Source organism: Actinorectispora metalli (genome assembly GCF_056323685.1).
Map to the genome: position 1 here is coordinate 1,307,673 of NZ_JBREYE010000001.1, position 15,140 is coordinate 1,322,812.

A 15,140-nucleotide genomic window follows, 5' to 3' on the forward strand; every position below is an offset into this window, starting at 1 on the left:
TCCGGGCCGAGTCTCAGCTGATGGCGTCGAGCGCCTTCAACGCGGCGCGGACGTGCGCCACCCCGAAGTCGGCCGCCGCCTTCGCGTAGGGGTCGCCCGCCGCCGCCTTGGCCGCCGCCTTCGCGGCGTCCAGCTTGGCCGAGTACTGCTCCTTGGCCGCCTCGACCAGGTTGTTGCGCTGCTTGTCGGTCAGCGAACCGGCGTGCAGCAGGCGCAGGATGAGCGGGCTGCGGAGGTGATCGGGCCCCGGCTCGTCGGCAAGCCAGCCCTTGAAGGCCTTCTTGCCCGCCGCGGTGATCACATACTGTTGGCTGGATCTGGGGCCTTGTTTGCCCAGTCTGAGCAGGCCGGCGTTCGCCATCGCCGGTAGCTCGCGGTACACCTGGCTGCGGGTCACGCTGAAAAAGCCGCCGAAGCGCTCGGCGGCGGCCGCAACCAACTGACCACCCGTCATCGGACCGTCGTGCAGCAGGCCCAGCAGGGCCGCGGCAGTCGCATTCAGCTCGGACACCACTTCACCGTGCCACGCATCCGCGTGGCTGTCCACAGTGGCCATCCGAGGTGTCCACAGTGGCGGGAGGCGTTGCGCCGAGTGGACCCATCGCGATCACCCGATCGCTGGATAGCGGGCCTTCCCTACTCACTGACCGCTACCGCTGCCCGCTTTCTGGCCGCTACCGCCGCCCCCGAATGCCACCAGCACGCCCAGCGCAAGCCAGGTCAGGCCGAGCAGCTGGGCGGCGTGCTGGGCGCGCAGCAGCACCCCCACCAGTGTGACCAGTCCGATCAGGGGCAACACGGCGTGACGCAGCCAGTTGCGGCTGCCGTTGCGGAAGACGAAGTGGACGATGACCGCGATGTGCAAGAGCGCGAACGCGGTCAGCGCGCCGAAATTGACCAACGTGGACAGAAACGGTACGCCGTGGTCCGGCCCGGTGCTCGCCGCGAGACCGACCACAAGGGACAGTCCGGCCACGAGCATCGTGGAGTGCAGCGGCACCTGCTGACGCGGGTGCACCCGCGCGAGCGCGCCGGGCAGCTTGCCGTCGCGGGCCATCGCGAACAGCAGGCGGGCGCTGGCCGTATGCGAGCCGAGCGCGCAGGCGAAGCCCCAGGACACCGCGGTGGCCAGGGCCGCGGCCACCGCGAGCGGGTGCCCGCCCGCGATCTCCGCGGCCCGGTAGAAGGCCGATCCGTCGGGGTCACCCCCCGCGACCAGGCCGCCCGGGTCGGCGACCAGCAGCGCGGCCACCCAGTTCTGCGCGATGAACAGCGCCCCGATCACGCCGAGGGAGGCGAGCATGGCGAAGCCAAGCCGCCGGGCGCCACCGGCGTTCTCTTCGGCCAATGTGGACACTGCGTCGAAGCCGAGGAAGGACAGCGCGGCGATGGACACCGCGCCGAACACCCCGCTCACCGTGTGCGTGCCGGAGAACACCGGGTCGACCGGCGTCATCCCGTTGCCCGCCCCGCCGACCAGCGCGAACACCCCGAGCAGCAGGAACGCGGCGAGCACCGCCAACTGCCCGAGCAGCACCAGTCGGTTGACGCGGGCGGTCAGCCGGATGCCCAGCGAGGTGACGGAGGTGTTGAGCAGGACGAACCCGGTCACCCACAGCCAGACCGGCACACCGGGCAGGAAGGAGTGCAACGCGAGCGCGGAGATGAGGTAGAGCAGAGCGGGTGCGAGCACGTAGTCGAGCAGGATCAGCCAGCCCGCCACGAAGCCCACCGCGGGCGCGAGGCCGCGACCGGCATAGCTGTAGACCGAGCCCGCGACGGGGAAGGCCCGCGCCATTTCGGCATAGGACAGTGCGGTGAGGCCCATCACGATGAGCGCCACCAGGTAGACCAGCACCACGCCGCCGCCCGCGGCCTGAAAAACGCTGCCGAAGATGCCGAACGGCGCGATCGGCACCATGAAGATGAGACCGGACACCAGCAGATCCCTGCCTGACAAGGATCGGCGCAGTTCCTGGCGGTAACCGAATTCCTCCACCGACACGGTTCGCATCGTCGCGACCCGGACTGTGAAGGACAAGAACATTCACAGTTGTTATACGCCCGTGCTCCAGTTCGTGAACGCTGGGCTTTTACGGTCCGGTGGGGCCGCCACAGGGGTTGATCGGAAGGGGCGACGGGCTTGTTCGTGCGCTACGCACGGGGTTCTCGCATGGCAGTGCTCGCGGTGGCGCTGAGCCTGGTGGCCGCCTGCGGTGGGAGCGACCGGGACACCGAGCAGGATCAGGACCGGCTTCCCTACGCGGTCGGGCAGAACGACATCAATCCCGCAGAACCCGCCAAGCTGCGCGACGGGGGTCAACTCCAACTGCCGATGACCACCTTCCCCGAGCAGCTCAACTACCTGCACGCCGACGGCGCGACGCGGACCACCCTGGAGGTGATCGCCGCGCTGCTGCCCACCCCGGTCACCTACGGCGCGGACGGCGCCGCGAGCCCCAACCCGGACTTCCTGGCGGGTATGGAGCTCACGTCGACGGACCCGCAGACGGTGGTCTACAAGCTGAACCCGAAGGCGCGGTGGAGCGACGGCACGCCGATCGGCTGGCAGGACTTCCAGGACCAGGCGCAGGCCCTGGCGGGCGCGAACCGCGCGTTCCAGCCACGGTCCACGGCGGGCTACCGGGATATCGCCGAGGTGCGCCGCGGCGAGGCCGACGGCGAGGTCAAGGTGACCTTCCGGCGGCCGTTCGCGGACTGGAAGAGCCTGTTCAACGTGCTCTACCCGCGCTCGGCGACGGACAGCCCGGCCGAGTTCAACAGCGGTTGGAAGGGCAAGGTGCCTGTGACGGCCGGTCCGTTCGAGGTGGACGAGATCAGCAAGGGCACCGGCACGATCACGTTGCGGCGCTCGGCGAAGTGGTGGGGCGAGAAGCCGAAGCTGGACGCGGTGGTCTTCCGGGTGATCCCGCAGCAGGAGCAGGCCGACGCGCTCGCCGCAGGCGATATCGACGTGCTGGACATCGGCACCGATGAGGGCGCTTACCAGCGGACGAAGACCATCGGCGGGGTCACCCTGCGGCGGGCGGCCGCGCCTAACATGCGTCAGCTTGTGTTCAACGGCGTCGGCGATTCGCTCCTGGGCGACGCCGAGGTGCGCACGGCGCTCATGCGGGGCATCGACCGCAAGGCGATCACCGCCGCGGTGCTCGGCAGGATCGAGCCCGACCAGCCGGTGCTGGACAACCACCTGCTGGTACCGGGGCAGACCGGCTATCAGGACAACTCGGGGCCGTATTCGTACTCGCCGGAGGCCGCTAAGAAGCGACTGGACGAGTTGGGCTGGCGCGAGCAGGGCGGGGTGCGGACCAAGAACGGCAAGCGCCTGGTGCTGCGCGACATCATCCCGGCCGGGGCGGCGGACGCCCAGCGCGAGGCTGCGCTGGTGAAACAGCAGCTTGCGCAGATCGGCGTCGAGGTCACGATCAGCGCCGTCGCCGCGGAGGAACTGGTCCGCAAGTACCTGCGGCCCGCCGCGTTCGACCTGACGCATGTCGCGTGGGCGGGCACCCCGTTCCCGGTCAGCGGCAAGCAGCCGATCTACGAGCAGGGCGGCGCCACCCAGCAGAACTTCGGCCGGGTCGGCAGCCACCGGGTGGACACGCTGTTCGAGGAGGCCGCCGCCGAACTGGACGACCGGCGCAAGACGCAGCTGATCAACGAGGTGGACGAGGAGATCTGGGCGCTGGGCCATTCGCTGCCGCTGTACCAGCGGCCGAACATCGTCGCGGTGCGACGGAGCCTGGCGAACATTGGTGCGTTCGGTTTTGCCGGTCCACCCTCTTATACGAAGATCGGACACGTCTCGTAATCGAGCTGTTACACGATGTGCTGATAGTTGTCTGGACCTCTGGTCTGAACCGGTTCGCCGTGCCGAACATGTCCTTGCCCGTGTCTCCCAGCGGGAGTTCAGCAGGAGGTCGTCGATCATGCACACCAGTTGGCTGCGCAAGCAGCAGCGCAACCTCGCCACCAAGGCGTCCACGAAGGCAAAGGCCTGGGTGGACTCGAAAATCCCGAAACCCAACCCTGACAAGACAGACGAATGCATGATCTGTGGCAAACGCTTGAGGCGGGCCCGCAACATCAGCGGTGACGGCCGAATCTGCTCGCCTATCTGCGCCGAACTCTGGGCGGAGAAGCTGTAGCCAGACGGTCCAGGTCGAGCCACTGCCGCCTCACCGCGGCAGTGGCTTTTGTCGTGTGACGCGTTGTAGTTTTCGGTTACTCTGAGATACATGGATGTTGAGGTGCGGGAGGCCCCGGGCAAGGGACGTGGAGTGTTCGCGGTGCGAGACTTCGTGCCGGAGGAGTTGGTGGTCGCGACCACGGTGTTGCGCGATCTCCCCCACCGCACTCGACATTCGGTGCAGATCGGCTGGCAGCGCCATGTGGAGTTGGACGAGCCGGGCATCCTGATCAACCACTCCTGCGAGCCCAACACCGGCATCCGCGACAACGCGGGCGGCGCCTACGACTTCGTCGCGGTCCGGCCGATCGCGGTGGGCGAGGAGATCACCTGCGACTACGCCGCCTGTGAGGCGGTGAGCGTCGCGGTGTTCAACTGCCGCTGCGGAAGCAGGCACTGCCGAGGCGCTTCGCTGGGCTACCGGCACCTGACCCCGGCCCAGATCGCGAGGCTGCGGGGTTACACGGCGAACTACCTGTCCACCACCCCACCCGACGCGGAGGTGCCCGACGTGGTCTGACGCCTCGTCCACGTCAGGCCAGCTGCGCGACCACCTGGTCGGCGATGTGCTTGGCGATCTCCAGCGAGCAGGTTGCCGCCGGTGAGGGCGCGTTGAGCACGTGCACCTGGCGGGGCGCGATTTCGATGAGAAAGTCGTCCACCAGCGCGCCGTCGGAGCGCATGGCCTGGGCTCGGACGCCCGCCTCGGCACGGACCAGGTGTTCCTCGCGGACAGCGGGGACCAGGCGGGCGAGGCTGGCGGCGAAGCGCTTGCGGGACACCGAGCGCAGGACCTCGTCCACGCCGACCCGACCGAAGCGGCGGGCCAGCTTCCAGGTGCCGGGGAACCTCGCGACCTCGACCAGGTCGGTCGGGGAGATCTGGGACCAGCGGTAGCCCTCGCGGCGCAGCGCCAGCACGGCGTTGGGTCCGGCGTGGACAGAGCCGTCGAGCATGCGGGTGAGATGCACGCCGAGGAAGGGCAGCGTCGGGTCCGGCACGGGATAGATCAGGCCGCGGACCAGGTGCCTGCTCTCCGGGGTGAGCTCGTAGTACTCGCCGCGGAACGGCACGATCGTGGCCGACGGGGTGAGGCCCGCCAGCCGGGCGACCCGGTCGCTGTGCAGGCCCGCGCAGTTGACCAGGGCGTCGGCGCGAACGATGCCGCTCGCGGTGGCGACCTGCACTCCCCCGCCCGCGCCGGGGCGGATGCCGAGGGCGGGGCTGGACAGGCGAAGGTCGGCGCCCTTGTCGGCGAGCAGGCGGACCAGGGCGGCACAGATGCCGGGGAAGTCGATGATGCCGGTGCTGTGCACCCGCAGCGCGGCGACGCAGGCGATCTCGGGCTCGTACTCGCGGGCTTCGGCGGCGGAGATCATCGCCGCCGGGACGCCGTTGGCTTTGGCCCGCTCGGCGAGGACGTTCAGGCGGGGCAGTTCTTCCTCCGCGGTGGCGACCACGAGCTTGCCGCAGACCTCGACATTGACGCCGTGTTCCTTGGCGAAGCGCACGATGGAGTCGTTTCCCGCGACCGACATGGTGGCCTTCAGCGAGCCCGGCTTGTAGTAGAGGCCCGCGTGCACGACGTTGCTGTTGTGGCCGGTCTGGTGCGCCGCCCAGTGGCCTTCCTTCTCCAGCACGGTCACCCGGTGCCCGCGCCGGGTCAGTTCCCAGGCCGAGGCCAGGCCGACGATGCCGCCACCGATCACCACTACATGTCCCACGGGCGACCACCCTACGCACGCGCCCGAAGCGCGCCGCGGGGAGTTCCCTACAGTTGTGGCCGTGTCGTCACCTACCCGTACGCGCCGGGCACTGGGGTCATCGGCCCAGATGATGATCGGCCTGGGACTGTTCGGCCTGGCCGGGTATGTCTATGTCGCGCTGGCGGGCTTCGCCCTCAGCGAGGGCCAGAAGATCCTTGCGACCACGCTGTACTTCATCGTCGCGGTGGTTGGTCCTGGTGTCTTCTACGCGTTGGAGCAGGTCACCAGTCGTTCGGTCAGCTCCGCTGCCGTCGAAGGACGGTCGCTCGCTTCCGCCGCCCGCAAGCCGCTGAAGGCCGGTCTCGTCCTCACCGGAGCCGTGACGGCGCTGTTGGTCCTGCTGGCTCCGATCATGTTCGACCGCACACTCCGCGGTGATTGGGCGGTGTTGGCGTTGGTGCTGGCCACGCCGGTGATCTCGGCCGCTGTGAGCGCGGTGCGCGGCATGCTCGGCGGTCGGCAGCGGTTCGGCGCCTACGCGGGCACCTTGGCGGTGGAAGGCATCGCGAAGCTCGCGCTGTGCGGGCTGGTGGCGCTGGCGGGCCTGGACTCGGCCTGGCTGTACGGCACGGCGTTCCTCGGCGGAACCGTCCTGGCCACTCTCGCGGGCGTGTTCTGGCTACGCTCGGCACCCGCAGAGCCTGTCTCGCCGGACCTGGCCGAGGCCGCGGCCACGCAACGCTCGGTGGGCCTGAGCCTGGCGACGCTGGCATTGGCCACGCTGTTCGCACAGTTGCTGCCGAACGTCGCGCCGCTGGTGGTCGGCTCCCGGGTGCTGGTGGAGACCCCGCTCATCGCCGCGTTCGGCCAAGCGGTGGTGCTGGCCCGGACCCCGATGTTGCTGTTCATGCCGGTCCAGACAATGCTGCTGCCCGCGCTGAGCGCGGCCGTGTCCCGGGGCGACCTGGCGTTCGTGGCGCGCAGGGTGCGTCTCACGCTGGCCGCCATCACCGGCGTCGGCGTGGTCGGAGCGCTGCTGTTCGTACTAATCGGTCCGTGGGTGCTGCGCACGTTCTTCAACACCCGCACCGACCTGGGGCTGCTGGTCATGACCCTGCTGGCGGTGAGCACGGTGGTGATGATCGCGGCCTACGCGGTGCAGCCGGCCTTGGTCGCCCTCCACCATGACCGCACGGTGACTCTGGGCTGGGGCGTCGGCTCGGCGCTGACGGTAGGAATCGCCCTGCTTCCCGGCGACGCGATCCTGATGGCCACGATCGGCCAACTCATCGGCCCGGCGGTCACCCTGCTGATCGTCCTGCTGGGTCTGCGCAGCGCTCTGAAGAGCACGAGCTTTACAGAGGTGTAAAGACTCCCGATGAGTTGAAGAGCAGGCGGGCGCGAAAGTCCGTGGAGATCAGGCGCTGCGCCGGACGGCGCGGCCTGCGAGTGCGCCTGCCAGCTTCACGTCGCGGGAGGCCAAGGCGCCGAGCGCCGAGCGCACGGCGTGCAGGCGCGACAGCGGGTGCAGGCGCGCCGCCCTCGCCGCCCGGTGCCAGCCGTGCTCAGCCAGCTGCTTGGCCGCCGAGAAGTAGTAGCGCTGCTCCTCGTCGAAGCGCACGACCTCTTTCGCGTGCGTGGACGAATGGCTCGCCGCGTGCCGCCGATACCGGAAAGCAGGCGTCGGGTCGATTGCCAAGGTGCCGCCGCCCAGCAGCATGTCCGCCACCCACGCCAGATCCGCGATCGACTTGAACTCGCCGAGCTGCGCGAACGACCGGGGCACGACCTCCGTCTTGAACGCCATGGCGGGCACGTACAGCCAGTTGCCCTTCATCAGGCTGCTCAGCGCGGTCGGGCCGTCCACCTCGGGCTGCTGCCACACCGAGCGCCGGGCCAGGCGCTTGACCTTGTCGGCGAGGCTGTCCGTGGGATTCCCGTCGCCGTCGACCACGATGACCCCGGGGTGGACCATGATCGCCTGGGGGTGGCGCTTGAAGGCCTCGGTGACGACCTCCACGTAGTTGGGCTCGACCGCGTCGTCGGCGCCCAGGACGACCAGGTAGTCCAGCTTGCCCAGGCGCATGCACTTGCAGACGTTGCCGGTGGCGCCGAGGTTCTGCTCGTTGCGCTGGTAGTCGATGCGGTCATCGCCCAATTCGCGGATGTAGTCCTCGGCTGCGGTGCCCGGGTACTGGTCGTCGACGATGGTCAGCCGCCACTCGTCCCTCGTCTGCTTGCGCACGCTGTCGATCAACTCGAACAGGTAGCGGGGGTCGAGGTAATAGGGGACGACGAAATGAACGCTCATGACCGCCTCGTGACCGGTGCGGGGACGGGGGGAAGGGTAGTACAGCCATCGCGTCTGCAATGCTGTGGGCGACCTGCGGCTGCCACCTGCGCGGGAAGGCCTGATCAGGCCGGGGCGGCCCCGGGAGACAGACGGATCTCTGGGAGAGGATGTCAATGGTTGGGGTAGCCGTCATCGGTGCGGGTTACTGGGGACCGAATCTGGTGCGCAATGTCCAGGCGACTCCGCAACTGCGGCTGACCTCGCTGTGCGACCTCGACGTCGCGAAGGCCGAGAAGGTGCTCGGCGGCTACAGCACCGTCCGCGCCACCGGCTCGCTGGATGAGGTGCTCGCCGACCCCGAGGTCGAGGCGGTGGCCATCGCCACCCCCGCCGCCACCCACCTCAAGGTCGCGCTCGCCGCGCTCGAAGCCGGCAAGCACGTGCTGGTCGAGAAGCCGCTGGCCTCCTCCTACGAGGACGGCCTCACCCTGGTCAGGGCCGCCGACGAGCGCGGCCTGACGCTGATGCTGGACCACACCTTCTGCTACACGCCGGTCGTGCAGCGGCTGCGTCAGATGGTCCGCGGCGGCGAACTCGGCGACATCCAGTACTTCGACTCGGTCCGCATCAACCTGGGCCTGGTCCAGCCCGACATCGACGTGCTGTGGGACCTCGCCCCGCACGACCTGTCGATCATCGACTCGATCCTGCCCGACGACGTGCACGCCGTCGAGGTGGCCGCGCACGGCTCCGACCCGGCGAACCTGGGCCGCGCCTGCGTCGCCTACCTCACCGTCAAACTCTCCAACGGCGCCATCGCGCACGCGCACGTCAACTGGCTGTCGCCGACCAAGATCCGCACCACCATCATCGGCGGCTCGCAGCGCACCGCGGTGTGGAACGACCTTGACCCGACGCAGAAGCTGGCCGTCTACGACCGCGGGGTCGACTGGCCGGACAGCACCGAGGACCGACGCGTCTCCTACCGCATCGGCGACATGGTCGCCCCCGCCCTGCCCGGCGGCGAGGCGCTGCGCGCGGTGATGGCCGAGTTCGCGGCCTCCATTATCGAGAAGCGGGCCCCGCTCACCGACGGCCGCGCGGGCCTGCGGGTGCTCGGCCAGCTGGAAGCCGCCTCGGCCAGCCTGGCCGCGGGCGGCACGTTCGTGCCCGTGAAGTACGAGGGGATTGCCTGATGGAGCTCAACGACCGGCGGATCGTGGTCACCGGCGGAGCCGGAACCATCGGATCGCACGTTGTCGACCAGCTGTTGGAGGCGGGCGCACGCCAGGTCGTCGTGGTCGACGACCTCAGCCGCGGCAGGCTGGCGAACCTGAGCGGGGCGCTGGAGACAGCGCCCGACCGCGTGGAGATCGTGGAAGGCGACATCCGCGATGTCGCGTTGATGCACAAGGTCAGCGAGGGCACCGATGTGGTGTTCCACCTGGCCGCGCTGCGCATCACCCGCTGCGCCGCCGAGCCGCGCGTCGCGCTGGAGGTGCTGGTCGACGGCACCTTCAACGTCATCGAGGCCGCGGTGGAAAAGGGCGTCGGCAAGATGGTGCTGTCCTCATCGGCGTCGGTGTACGGCCTCGCGGAGGAGTTCCCCACCACCGAGCGCCAGCACCCGTATAACAACGACACGTTCTACGGTGCGGCGAAGGCCTTCAACGAGGGCATGCTGCGCAGCTTCAAGGCCATGCACGACCTGGACTACGTCGCGCTGCGCTACTTCAACGTCTACGGCCCCCGGATGGACGCGCACGGCAAGTACACCGAGGTGCTCATCCGCTGGATGGAGCGCATCGCCGACGGCCAGTCCCCGCTGATCCTCGGCGACGGGCAGCAAACCATGGACTTCGTGCACGTGGTGGACATCGCCCGCGCCAACATCCTGGCGGCGCAGGCCGATGTCACCGACACCGTCTACAACATCGCCTCCGGCACCGAGACCTCGCTGCTGGGGCTGGCCGAGGCGCTGCAACGGGTGATGGGCTCCGAGCTTCCGCTGGAGTTCGGGCCGGCCCGCTCGGTGAACAGCGTGACCCGGCGGCTCGCCGACATCAGCGCCGCCAAGCGCGACCTTGGCTGGGAGCCCAAGATCGGCCTCGAAGACGGCCTCGCGGACCTGGTGCAGTGGTGGAGGTCGGTCAAGTGATCCCGGTGATCCGCCCGTTCCTCGGTGAGGAGGAGGCCAACGCCGCGGCCGAGGTCGTGCGGTCCGGCTGGGTCGCGCAGGGCCCGCGCGTCGCCGAGTTCGAGAAGGCCTTCGCCTCCTACGTGGACGCCGGGCACGGTGTGGCCGTGTCCTCCTGCACCACCGCGCTGCACCTGGCGCTGCACCTGCTGGGCGTTCGCCCCGGCGACGAGGTCGTGGTGCCGTCGTTCTCCTTCATCGCCACCGCCAACGCGGTCCGCTACGTCGGCGCCACCCCGGTGTTCGCCGATGTGGACCCGCTGACCGGCAACCTCACCGCGTCCACCGTGGAGCCGGTGCTGTCCACGCGCACCGTCGCGGTGATCGGCGTGCACCAGGGCGGCATGCCCTTCGAGGTGGAGTCGCTGCGCACGCTGTGCACCGCGAAGGGCCTTGCGCTGGTCGAGGACGCCGCCTGTGCGGCGGGCTCCACCTACCGCGGCAAGCCGGTCGGCTCCGGCGCCACGCTGTCGGCCTGGTCGTTCCACCCGCGCAAGCTGCTCACCACCGGCGAGGGCGGCATGCTGACCACCGACGACCCCGACTGGGCTGCCCGGCTGCGTCGGTTGCGCGAACACGGCATGAGCGTGTCCGCCGCCGAGCGGCACGCGGCGGGCAGCGTGAAGCTGGAGTCCTACGACGAGGTCGGCTTCAACTTCCGGATGACCGACCTGCAGGCCGCCATCGGCCTGATCCAGCTTGGCAAGCTGCCCGAGGTGATCACCAAGCGCCGTGAGCTGGCGCAGCGCTACCACAAGCTGCTCGGCGAGATCGAAGGCCTGCGCGCGGTGGCCGATCCGGAGTACGGCACCAGCAACTTCCAGTCGTTCTGGGTGGTGCTGCCCGATGACTTCGGCGGTTCCAATGTGGATGTGCTGAGCGCGCTGTCCGCCAAGGGCGTCTCCGCCCGCCGCGGCATCATGGCCTCCCACCTCGAGCCCGCCTACGCCGATTCGAAGGTGGACCTGCCGGTCACCGAGCACCTGACCAGCCGTTCGCTGATCCTGCCGCTGTTCCACCAGATGACCGAGGTCGAACAGGACACCGTGGTCTCGGCGCTCGGCGAGGTTCTTCAGCGGTGACTGCCCGCCCACTGCTGCTGATCGGCGCGGCCGGACTGGCTCGCGAGGTGCTGGCCGCCGTCCGCGCCGTCAACGCCGTCGAACCGCGGTGGAACGTGCTGGGCTACTGCGACGACAACCCCGCGCGGCATGGTGAGCTCATCGACGGTCTGCCAGTGCTCGGCCCCATCGACGCGGTGGCCGAGCACCCCGAGGCAGCCGTGGTGATCTGCACCGCCAGCACCCGCAACCAGGCCAGCCGCAAGCTCATCAGCGCGCGGTTGGGCCTCCCCGCCGAGCGCTACGCCACGATCGTGCATCCGCAGGCCGGCATCGCCGCGGGTGCCGAACTCGGTGTGGGATCGGTGTTCCTCGCGTTCGTCGCGGTGACCGCACCGCAGCAAGTCGGTGCGCATGTGGTCGTCATGCCGCACACCACGATCACCCACGACGACCGGATCGCCGACTACGTGACCTTCGCCAGCAGGGTGGCCCTGTCCGGCAACGTCACCATCGGCCAGACCGCCTATCTGGGCAGCGGAGCCCTCGTCCGCGAAGGACTGTCCATCGGAGACGGGGCCCTGATCGGCATGGGCTCGGTGGTACTCGACAATGTGCCGCCGTCACAGGTGTGGGTCGGCAACCCCGCCCGCTATCTGCGTTCGCTTGATTTGACCGGTAACACCACTGCGAGGACGTGACATGAGCACCCCTGCCCCCATTCCGCCGGTAGACCTGAAGATCCAGCACGCCGAGATCGCGGCGGAGGTCGCGGAAGGCTGGGAGGCCGTGCTGGCCAAGACGGCCTTCGTCGGCGGCCCCGCCGTCGGCGAGTTCGAGTCCGCCTACGCCGCCTACAGCGGTGTGCAGCACTGCATCGGGGTCGGCAACGGCACCGACGCGTTGGAGTTCGCGCTGCGTGCGGTGGGTGTCGGACCGGGCGACGAGTGCGTGCTGCCCACCAACTCCTTCATCGCCACCGCCGAGGCCGTGGCCCGCGCGGGCGCGACCCCGGTGTTCGTGGACTGCGACCCGGACAGCTTCCTGATCGACCCCAAGGCCGCGCTGGACGCCTTCACCAAGCGCACCAAGGCTGTCCTGCCGGTGCACCTGTATGGCCAGATCGCCCCGGTCGAGGAGCTCAAGGCGACCTGTGACGAGCAGGGCGTGTTCCTGGTCGAGGACGCCGCCCAGTCGCAGGGCGCCCGCCGCAACGGTGCGCTGTCGGGATCGATCGGGCACATCGCGGGCACCAGCTTCTACCCCGGCAAGAACCTCGGCGCCTACGGTGACGCGGGCGCGGTGACCACGAACGACGCCGACCTGGCGGCGCGGGTGCGGCTGCTGGGCGCGCACGGCTCCGCGCAGCGCTACGTGCACAGCGAGCTGGGCTTCAACAGCCGCTTGGACACCCTCCAGGCCGTCGTGCTGTCGGCGAAGCTGCGCCGCCTGAACACCTGGAACGACCAGCGCCGCGCGGCCGCCGCGTACTACGCCGAGCTGCTGTCCACTGTGGACGGCGTGACGCTGCCGGACACGCTGCCCGGCAACGAGCACGTCTGGCACCTCTACGTGATCCGCGTCGCCGACCGCGACCGCGTGGTCGAGCAGATGCGCGCAAACGGCGTCGGCGCGGCCATCCACTACCCCACCCCGATCCACCTCACCGCCCCGTTCGAGCAGTACGCGGGCGGCACGGGCTCGTTCCCCAACGCCGAGCGCGTGCAGGGCGAGATCCTCAGCCTGCCGATGTTCTCCGGCATCACCCGAGAGCAGCAGGAGCGGGTGGTCGAGGTCCTCACCGGGGCGCTGGCATGAGCCCCTTTGTGCACCCCAAGGGGCTGTGCGAGAGCGAGACCGTCGGCGAGGGCACCCGCGTGTGGGCGTTCGCGCACGTGCTGGCGGGTGCCCGCATCGGCCGCGACTGCAACATCGCCGACGGCGCGTTCGTGGAGTCCGACGTGGTGTTGGGCGACAACGTCACGGTCAAGAACAACGTGCTGGTGTACAACGGCGTGACCTGCGAGAACGATGTGTTCCTCGGGCCCAACGTGGTGTTCACCAACGACATGCGGCCGCGGGCGCACCAGAAGCTGGGCGCCGATGCCCTGCTGCCCACCCTGGTACGCGAGGGCGCCACCCTCGGCGCGGGCGTGGTCGTGGTCTGCGGCACCACCATCGGCCGCAACGCCTTCGCGGGCGCGGGCTCCGTGGTCACCCGCGATGTGCCCGCCCACGCCTTCCTGGTGGGCAACCCGGCCGTGCAGAAGGGCTGGGTCTGCCGCTGCGGCACCCGCCTGGACGCCTCCCTCACCTGCCCGGAGGACGGCACCAAACACCGCCTGGTCTCCGAGACCGAAGGCCTGGAGCCGGTAGACGCCTGAGAACACCATCGAGCCCGTTGAGTCCGATGTGGATTCGGCGGGCTCGATCGCGTCCGGGGCACCCGTTCTCGATCGGCTGTCGCTTTCTCTGGTGACCGTCCAAAGCCAAGATCCGACACTGCACATTCCGCTCAATTCACATATGCCAGGCTCGCCTCGAACGCGCCGAGCACGGGATCAACCGTGCAAGTCTGCGGATGCGCCCCAAGGAGGCTGCGGGCGGCCCCGTTTTCACAGTCTTCAGTGAGGGAATGCCTGCTCAATAGCGAAGAAGATCGCGGCCACCCACACCCGCGGTCGAATTTTACTCTTCACAGGTTGACGGGTGAATCCGCAGGTAGAGGCCTTGGCGCTCATGCCTGCACAAAACCCGCCCTTGATACCGCGAACTAGCGCCTCTTACATTTCCAAGGTCGCCGGCGAGCGACAAAAGCGGAGACAGAGGGCGCAACCTGCCGCCAACCTGGCTTCGCGATCCGTTGAACCCGAAACCATTCGGATTCATCTAGTCACCCCTGCATATTTTTGACTACGGAGCGAATTCGAGCGAATGAATAAATTCCTCATCACCCTGTGCAGTGTCATTACGGCCAGTCTGGCGTGTGCGACCGCGGGCTCTGCTGCCGCGACGCCGACCCAGGATGCGTCCTACATCATCGGCGGCGGTTACGCCCAGCAGGGCCCCTGGGCCGTCGCGATCATGGTCAATGGAGCGCAGAACTGCTCCGGCACGATCATCGCCCCCCGATGGGTGCTCACCGCCAAGCACTGCGCCAACGCGGGCAACAAGTTCCTGATCGGCAACATCGACCGCAACGCCGGGCAGTCACGGACCCCGATCCGGTCGATCTCCCACCCCTCCGCCGACATCATGTTGTACGAGCTCAACGCCTCGGTGTCGACCACCTACGCGTCGCTGACCGGCGCAGCGCCCAGCGTCGGCAGCACGGAGCAGGTGTACGGCTACGGGCGCACCGAGTCCACCAAGGACTCCCGCTACCTGAAGGTCGCGAGTATGCGGATCACGGGCGTGAAAAGCACCTTCATCGACGCCACCAAGGGCGATGGCTACACCGGTCCCGGTGACTCCGGCGGCCCGGTCTTCCAGGGGCAGAAGCTCATCGGTGTCCACTCCTACGGCAACCCCTCCGCAGGAACCTCCGGACACGTCAGCGTCTACACCTACCGCCAGTGGATCTTGTCCAACAGCGGGCTCGGGGCCGCCTGACACCCGCGTCGCACGCGTTGCCAACCAGCTGGGCCGCGGGAAGCACTGCTTCCCGCGGCCC

At 68.9% G+C, this 15,140-nt stretch carries 15 protein-coding genes; 11 read left to right on the plus strand and 4 right to left on the minus strand.

Annotated features, from left to right (window positions below):
* Window positions 1–13: 13 nt before the first annotated feature.
* Together ACU6XJ_RS05950 and ACU6XJ_RS05955 are read right to left on the minus strand one after the other, a co-directional pair.
* Complete coding sequence (locus tag ACU6XJ_RS05950; protein WP_476307439.1) at window positions 14–511, minus strand: PadR family transcriptional regulator; 498 nt, start codon at window positions 509–511, stop codon at window positions 14–16.
* Window positions 512–640: 129 nt separating this feature from the next.
* Window positions 641–2,005, minus strand: coding sequence for an APC family permease (locus tag ACU6XJ_RS05955; RefSeq protein WP_476307441.1), 1,365 nt, complete (start codon window positions 2,003–2,005; stop codon window positions 641–643).
* A gap of 168 nt (window positions 2,006–2,173) precedes the next feature.
* Here ACU6XJ_RS05955 and ACU6XJ_RS05960 point away from each other — a divergent pair, with 168 nt between their 5' ends.
* From ACU6XJ_RS05960 to ACU6XJ_RS05970, 3 genes are all read left to right on the plus strand, one after another.
* A complete protein-coding gene (locus tag ACU6XJ_RS05960; protein ID WP_476307442.1) occupies window positions 2,174–3,832 on the plus strand; it encodes an ABC transporter family substrate-binding protein in 1,659 nt (552 codons plus the stop codon).
* 118 nt (window positions 3,833–3,950) lie between these two features.
* Window positions 3,951–4,169 (plus strand): hypothetical protein, encoded by a 219-nt coding sequence (locus tag ACU6XJ_RS05965; protein ID WP_476307444.1) that lies wholly within the window; start codon window positions 3,951–3,953, stop codon window positions 4,167–4,169.
* 90 nt (window positions 4,170–4,259) lie between these two features.
* The gene (locus tag ACU6XJ_RS05970; protein ID WP_476307447.1) at window positions 4,260–4,730 is read left to right on the plus strand and encodes an SET domain-containing protein; all 471 of its coding nucleotides are present in this window, start codon (window positions 4,260–4,262) and stop codon (window positions 4,728–4,730) included.
* A 13-nt stretch (window positions 4,731–4,743) separates the two neighbouring features.
* Here the strand turns inward: ACU6XJ_RS05970 and lhgO are convergent, their stop codons facing one another.
* Complete coding sequence (gene lhgO, locus ACU6XJ_RS05975) at window positions 4,744–5,934, minus strand: L-2-hydroxyglutarate oxidase (protein ID WP_476307450.1); 1,191 nt, start codon at window positions 5,932–5,934, stop codon at window positions 4,744–4,746.
* Between the two features lie 109 nt (window positions 5,935–6,043).
* On the opposite strand from lhgO, the gene ACU6XJ_RS05980 reads away from it, so the two are divergent.
* Complete coding sequence (locus tag ACU6XJ_RS05980) at window positions 6,044–7,285, plus strand: MATE family efflux transporter (RefSeq protein ID WP_476307453.1); 1,242 nt, start codon at window positions 6,044–6,046, stop codon at window positions 7,283–7,285.
* A 48-nt stretch (window positions 7,286–7,333) separates the two neighbouring features.
* Here the strand turns inward: ACU6XJ_RS05980 and ACU6XJ_RS05985 are convergent, their stop codons facing one another.
* Window positions 7,334–8,227: a glycosyltransferase gene (locus tag ACU6XJ_RS05985; RefSeq protein ID WP_476307456.1), complete on the minus strand. Its 894-nt coding sequence runs from the start codon at window positions 8,225–8,227 to the stop codon at window positions 7,334–7,336.
* Window positions 8,228–8,382: 155 nt separating this feature from the next.
* Between ACU6XJ_RS05985 and ACU6XJ_RS05990 the strand changes: the two genes are divergently transcribed.
* The 7 genes from ACU6XJ_RS05990 (at window position 8,383) to ACU6XJ_RS06020 (ending at window position 15,079) form a co-directional block, all read left to right on the plus strand.
* Window positions 8,383–9,405 carry a Gfo/Idh/MocA family protein gene (locus ACU6XJ_RS05990; protein WP_476307459.1) on the plus strand — a complete coding sequence of 341 codons (1,023 nt, stop codon included), beginning with the start codon at window positions 8,383–8,385 and terminating at the stop codon, window positions 9,403–9,405.
* Window positions 9,405–10,367, plus strand: coding sequence for an SDR family NAD(P)-dependent oxidoreductase (locus tag ACU6XJ_RS05995; RefSeq protein WP_476307461.1), 963 nt, complete (start codon window positions 9,405–9,407; stop codon window positions 10,365–10,367). Before ACU6XJ_RS05990 ends, ACU6XJ_RS05995 begins: the two co-directional genes overlap by 1 nt.
* Window positions 10,349–11,488, plus strand: a complete 1,140-nt coding sequence (locus tag ACU6XJ_RS06000; protein WP_476307463.1) for a DegT/DnrJ/EryC1/StrS family aminotransferase — start codon at window positions 10,349–10,351, stop codon at window positions 11,486–11,488. Before ACU6XJ_RS05995 ends, ACU6XJ_RS06000 begins: the two co-directional genes overlap by 19 nt.
* Window positions 11,485–12,168 (plus strand): acetyltransferase, encoded by a 684-nt coding sequence (locus tag ACU6XJ_RS06005; protein WP_476307465.1) that lies wholly within the window; start codon window positions 11,485–11,487, stop codon window positions 12,166–12,168. The genes ACU6XJ_RS06000 and ACU6XJ_RS06005 overlap by 4 nt, the downstream gene beginning before the upstream one ends.
* Before the next feature lies 1 nt (window position 12,169).
* Complete coding sequence (locus tag ACU6XJ_RS06010) at window positions 12,170–13,285, plus strand: DegT/DnrJ/EryC1/StrS family aminotransferase (RefSeq protein ID WP_476307468.1); 1,116 nt, start codon at window positions 12,170–12,172, stop codon at window positions 13,283–13,285.
* Window positions 13,282–13,851 (plus strand): acyltransferase, encoded by a 570-nt coding sequence (locus tag ACU6XJ_RS06015; RefSeq protein WP_476307470.1) that lies wholly within the window; start codon window positions 13,282–13,284, stop codon window positions 13,849–13,851. The genes ACU6XJ_RS06010 and ACU6XJ_RS06015 overlap by 4 nt, the downstream gene beginning before the upstream one ends.
* Before the next feature lie 550 nt (window positions 13,852–14,401).
* The gene (locus tag ACU6XJ_RS06020) at window positions 14,402–15,079 is read left to right on the plus strand and encodes a S1 family peptidase (RefSeq protein ID WP_476307472.1); all 678 of its coding nucleotides are present in this window, start codon (window positions 14,402–14,404) and stop codon (window positions 15,077–15,079) included.
* Window positions 15,080–15,140 lie beyond the last annotated feature (61 nt).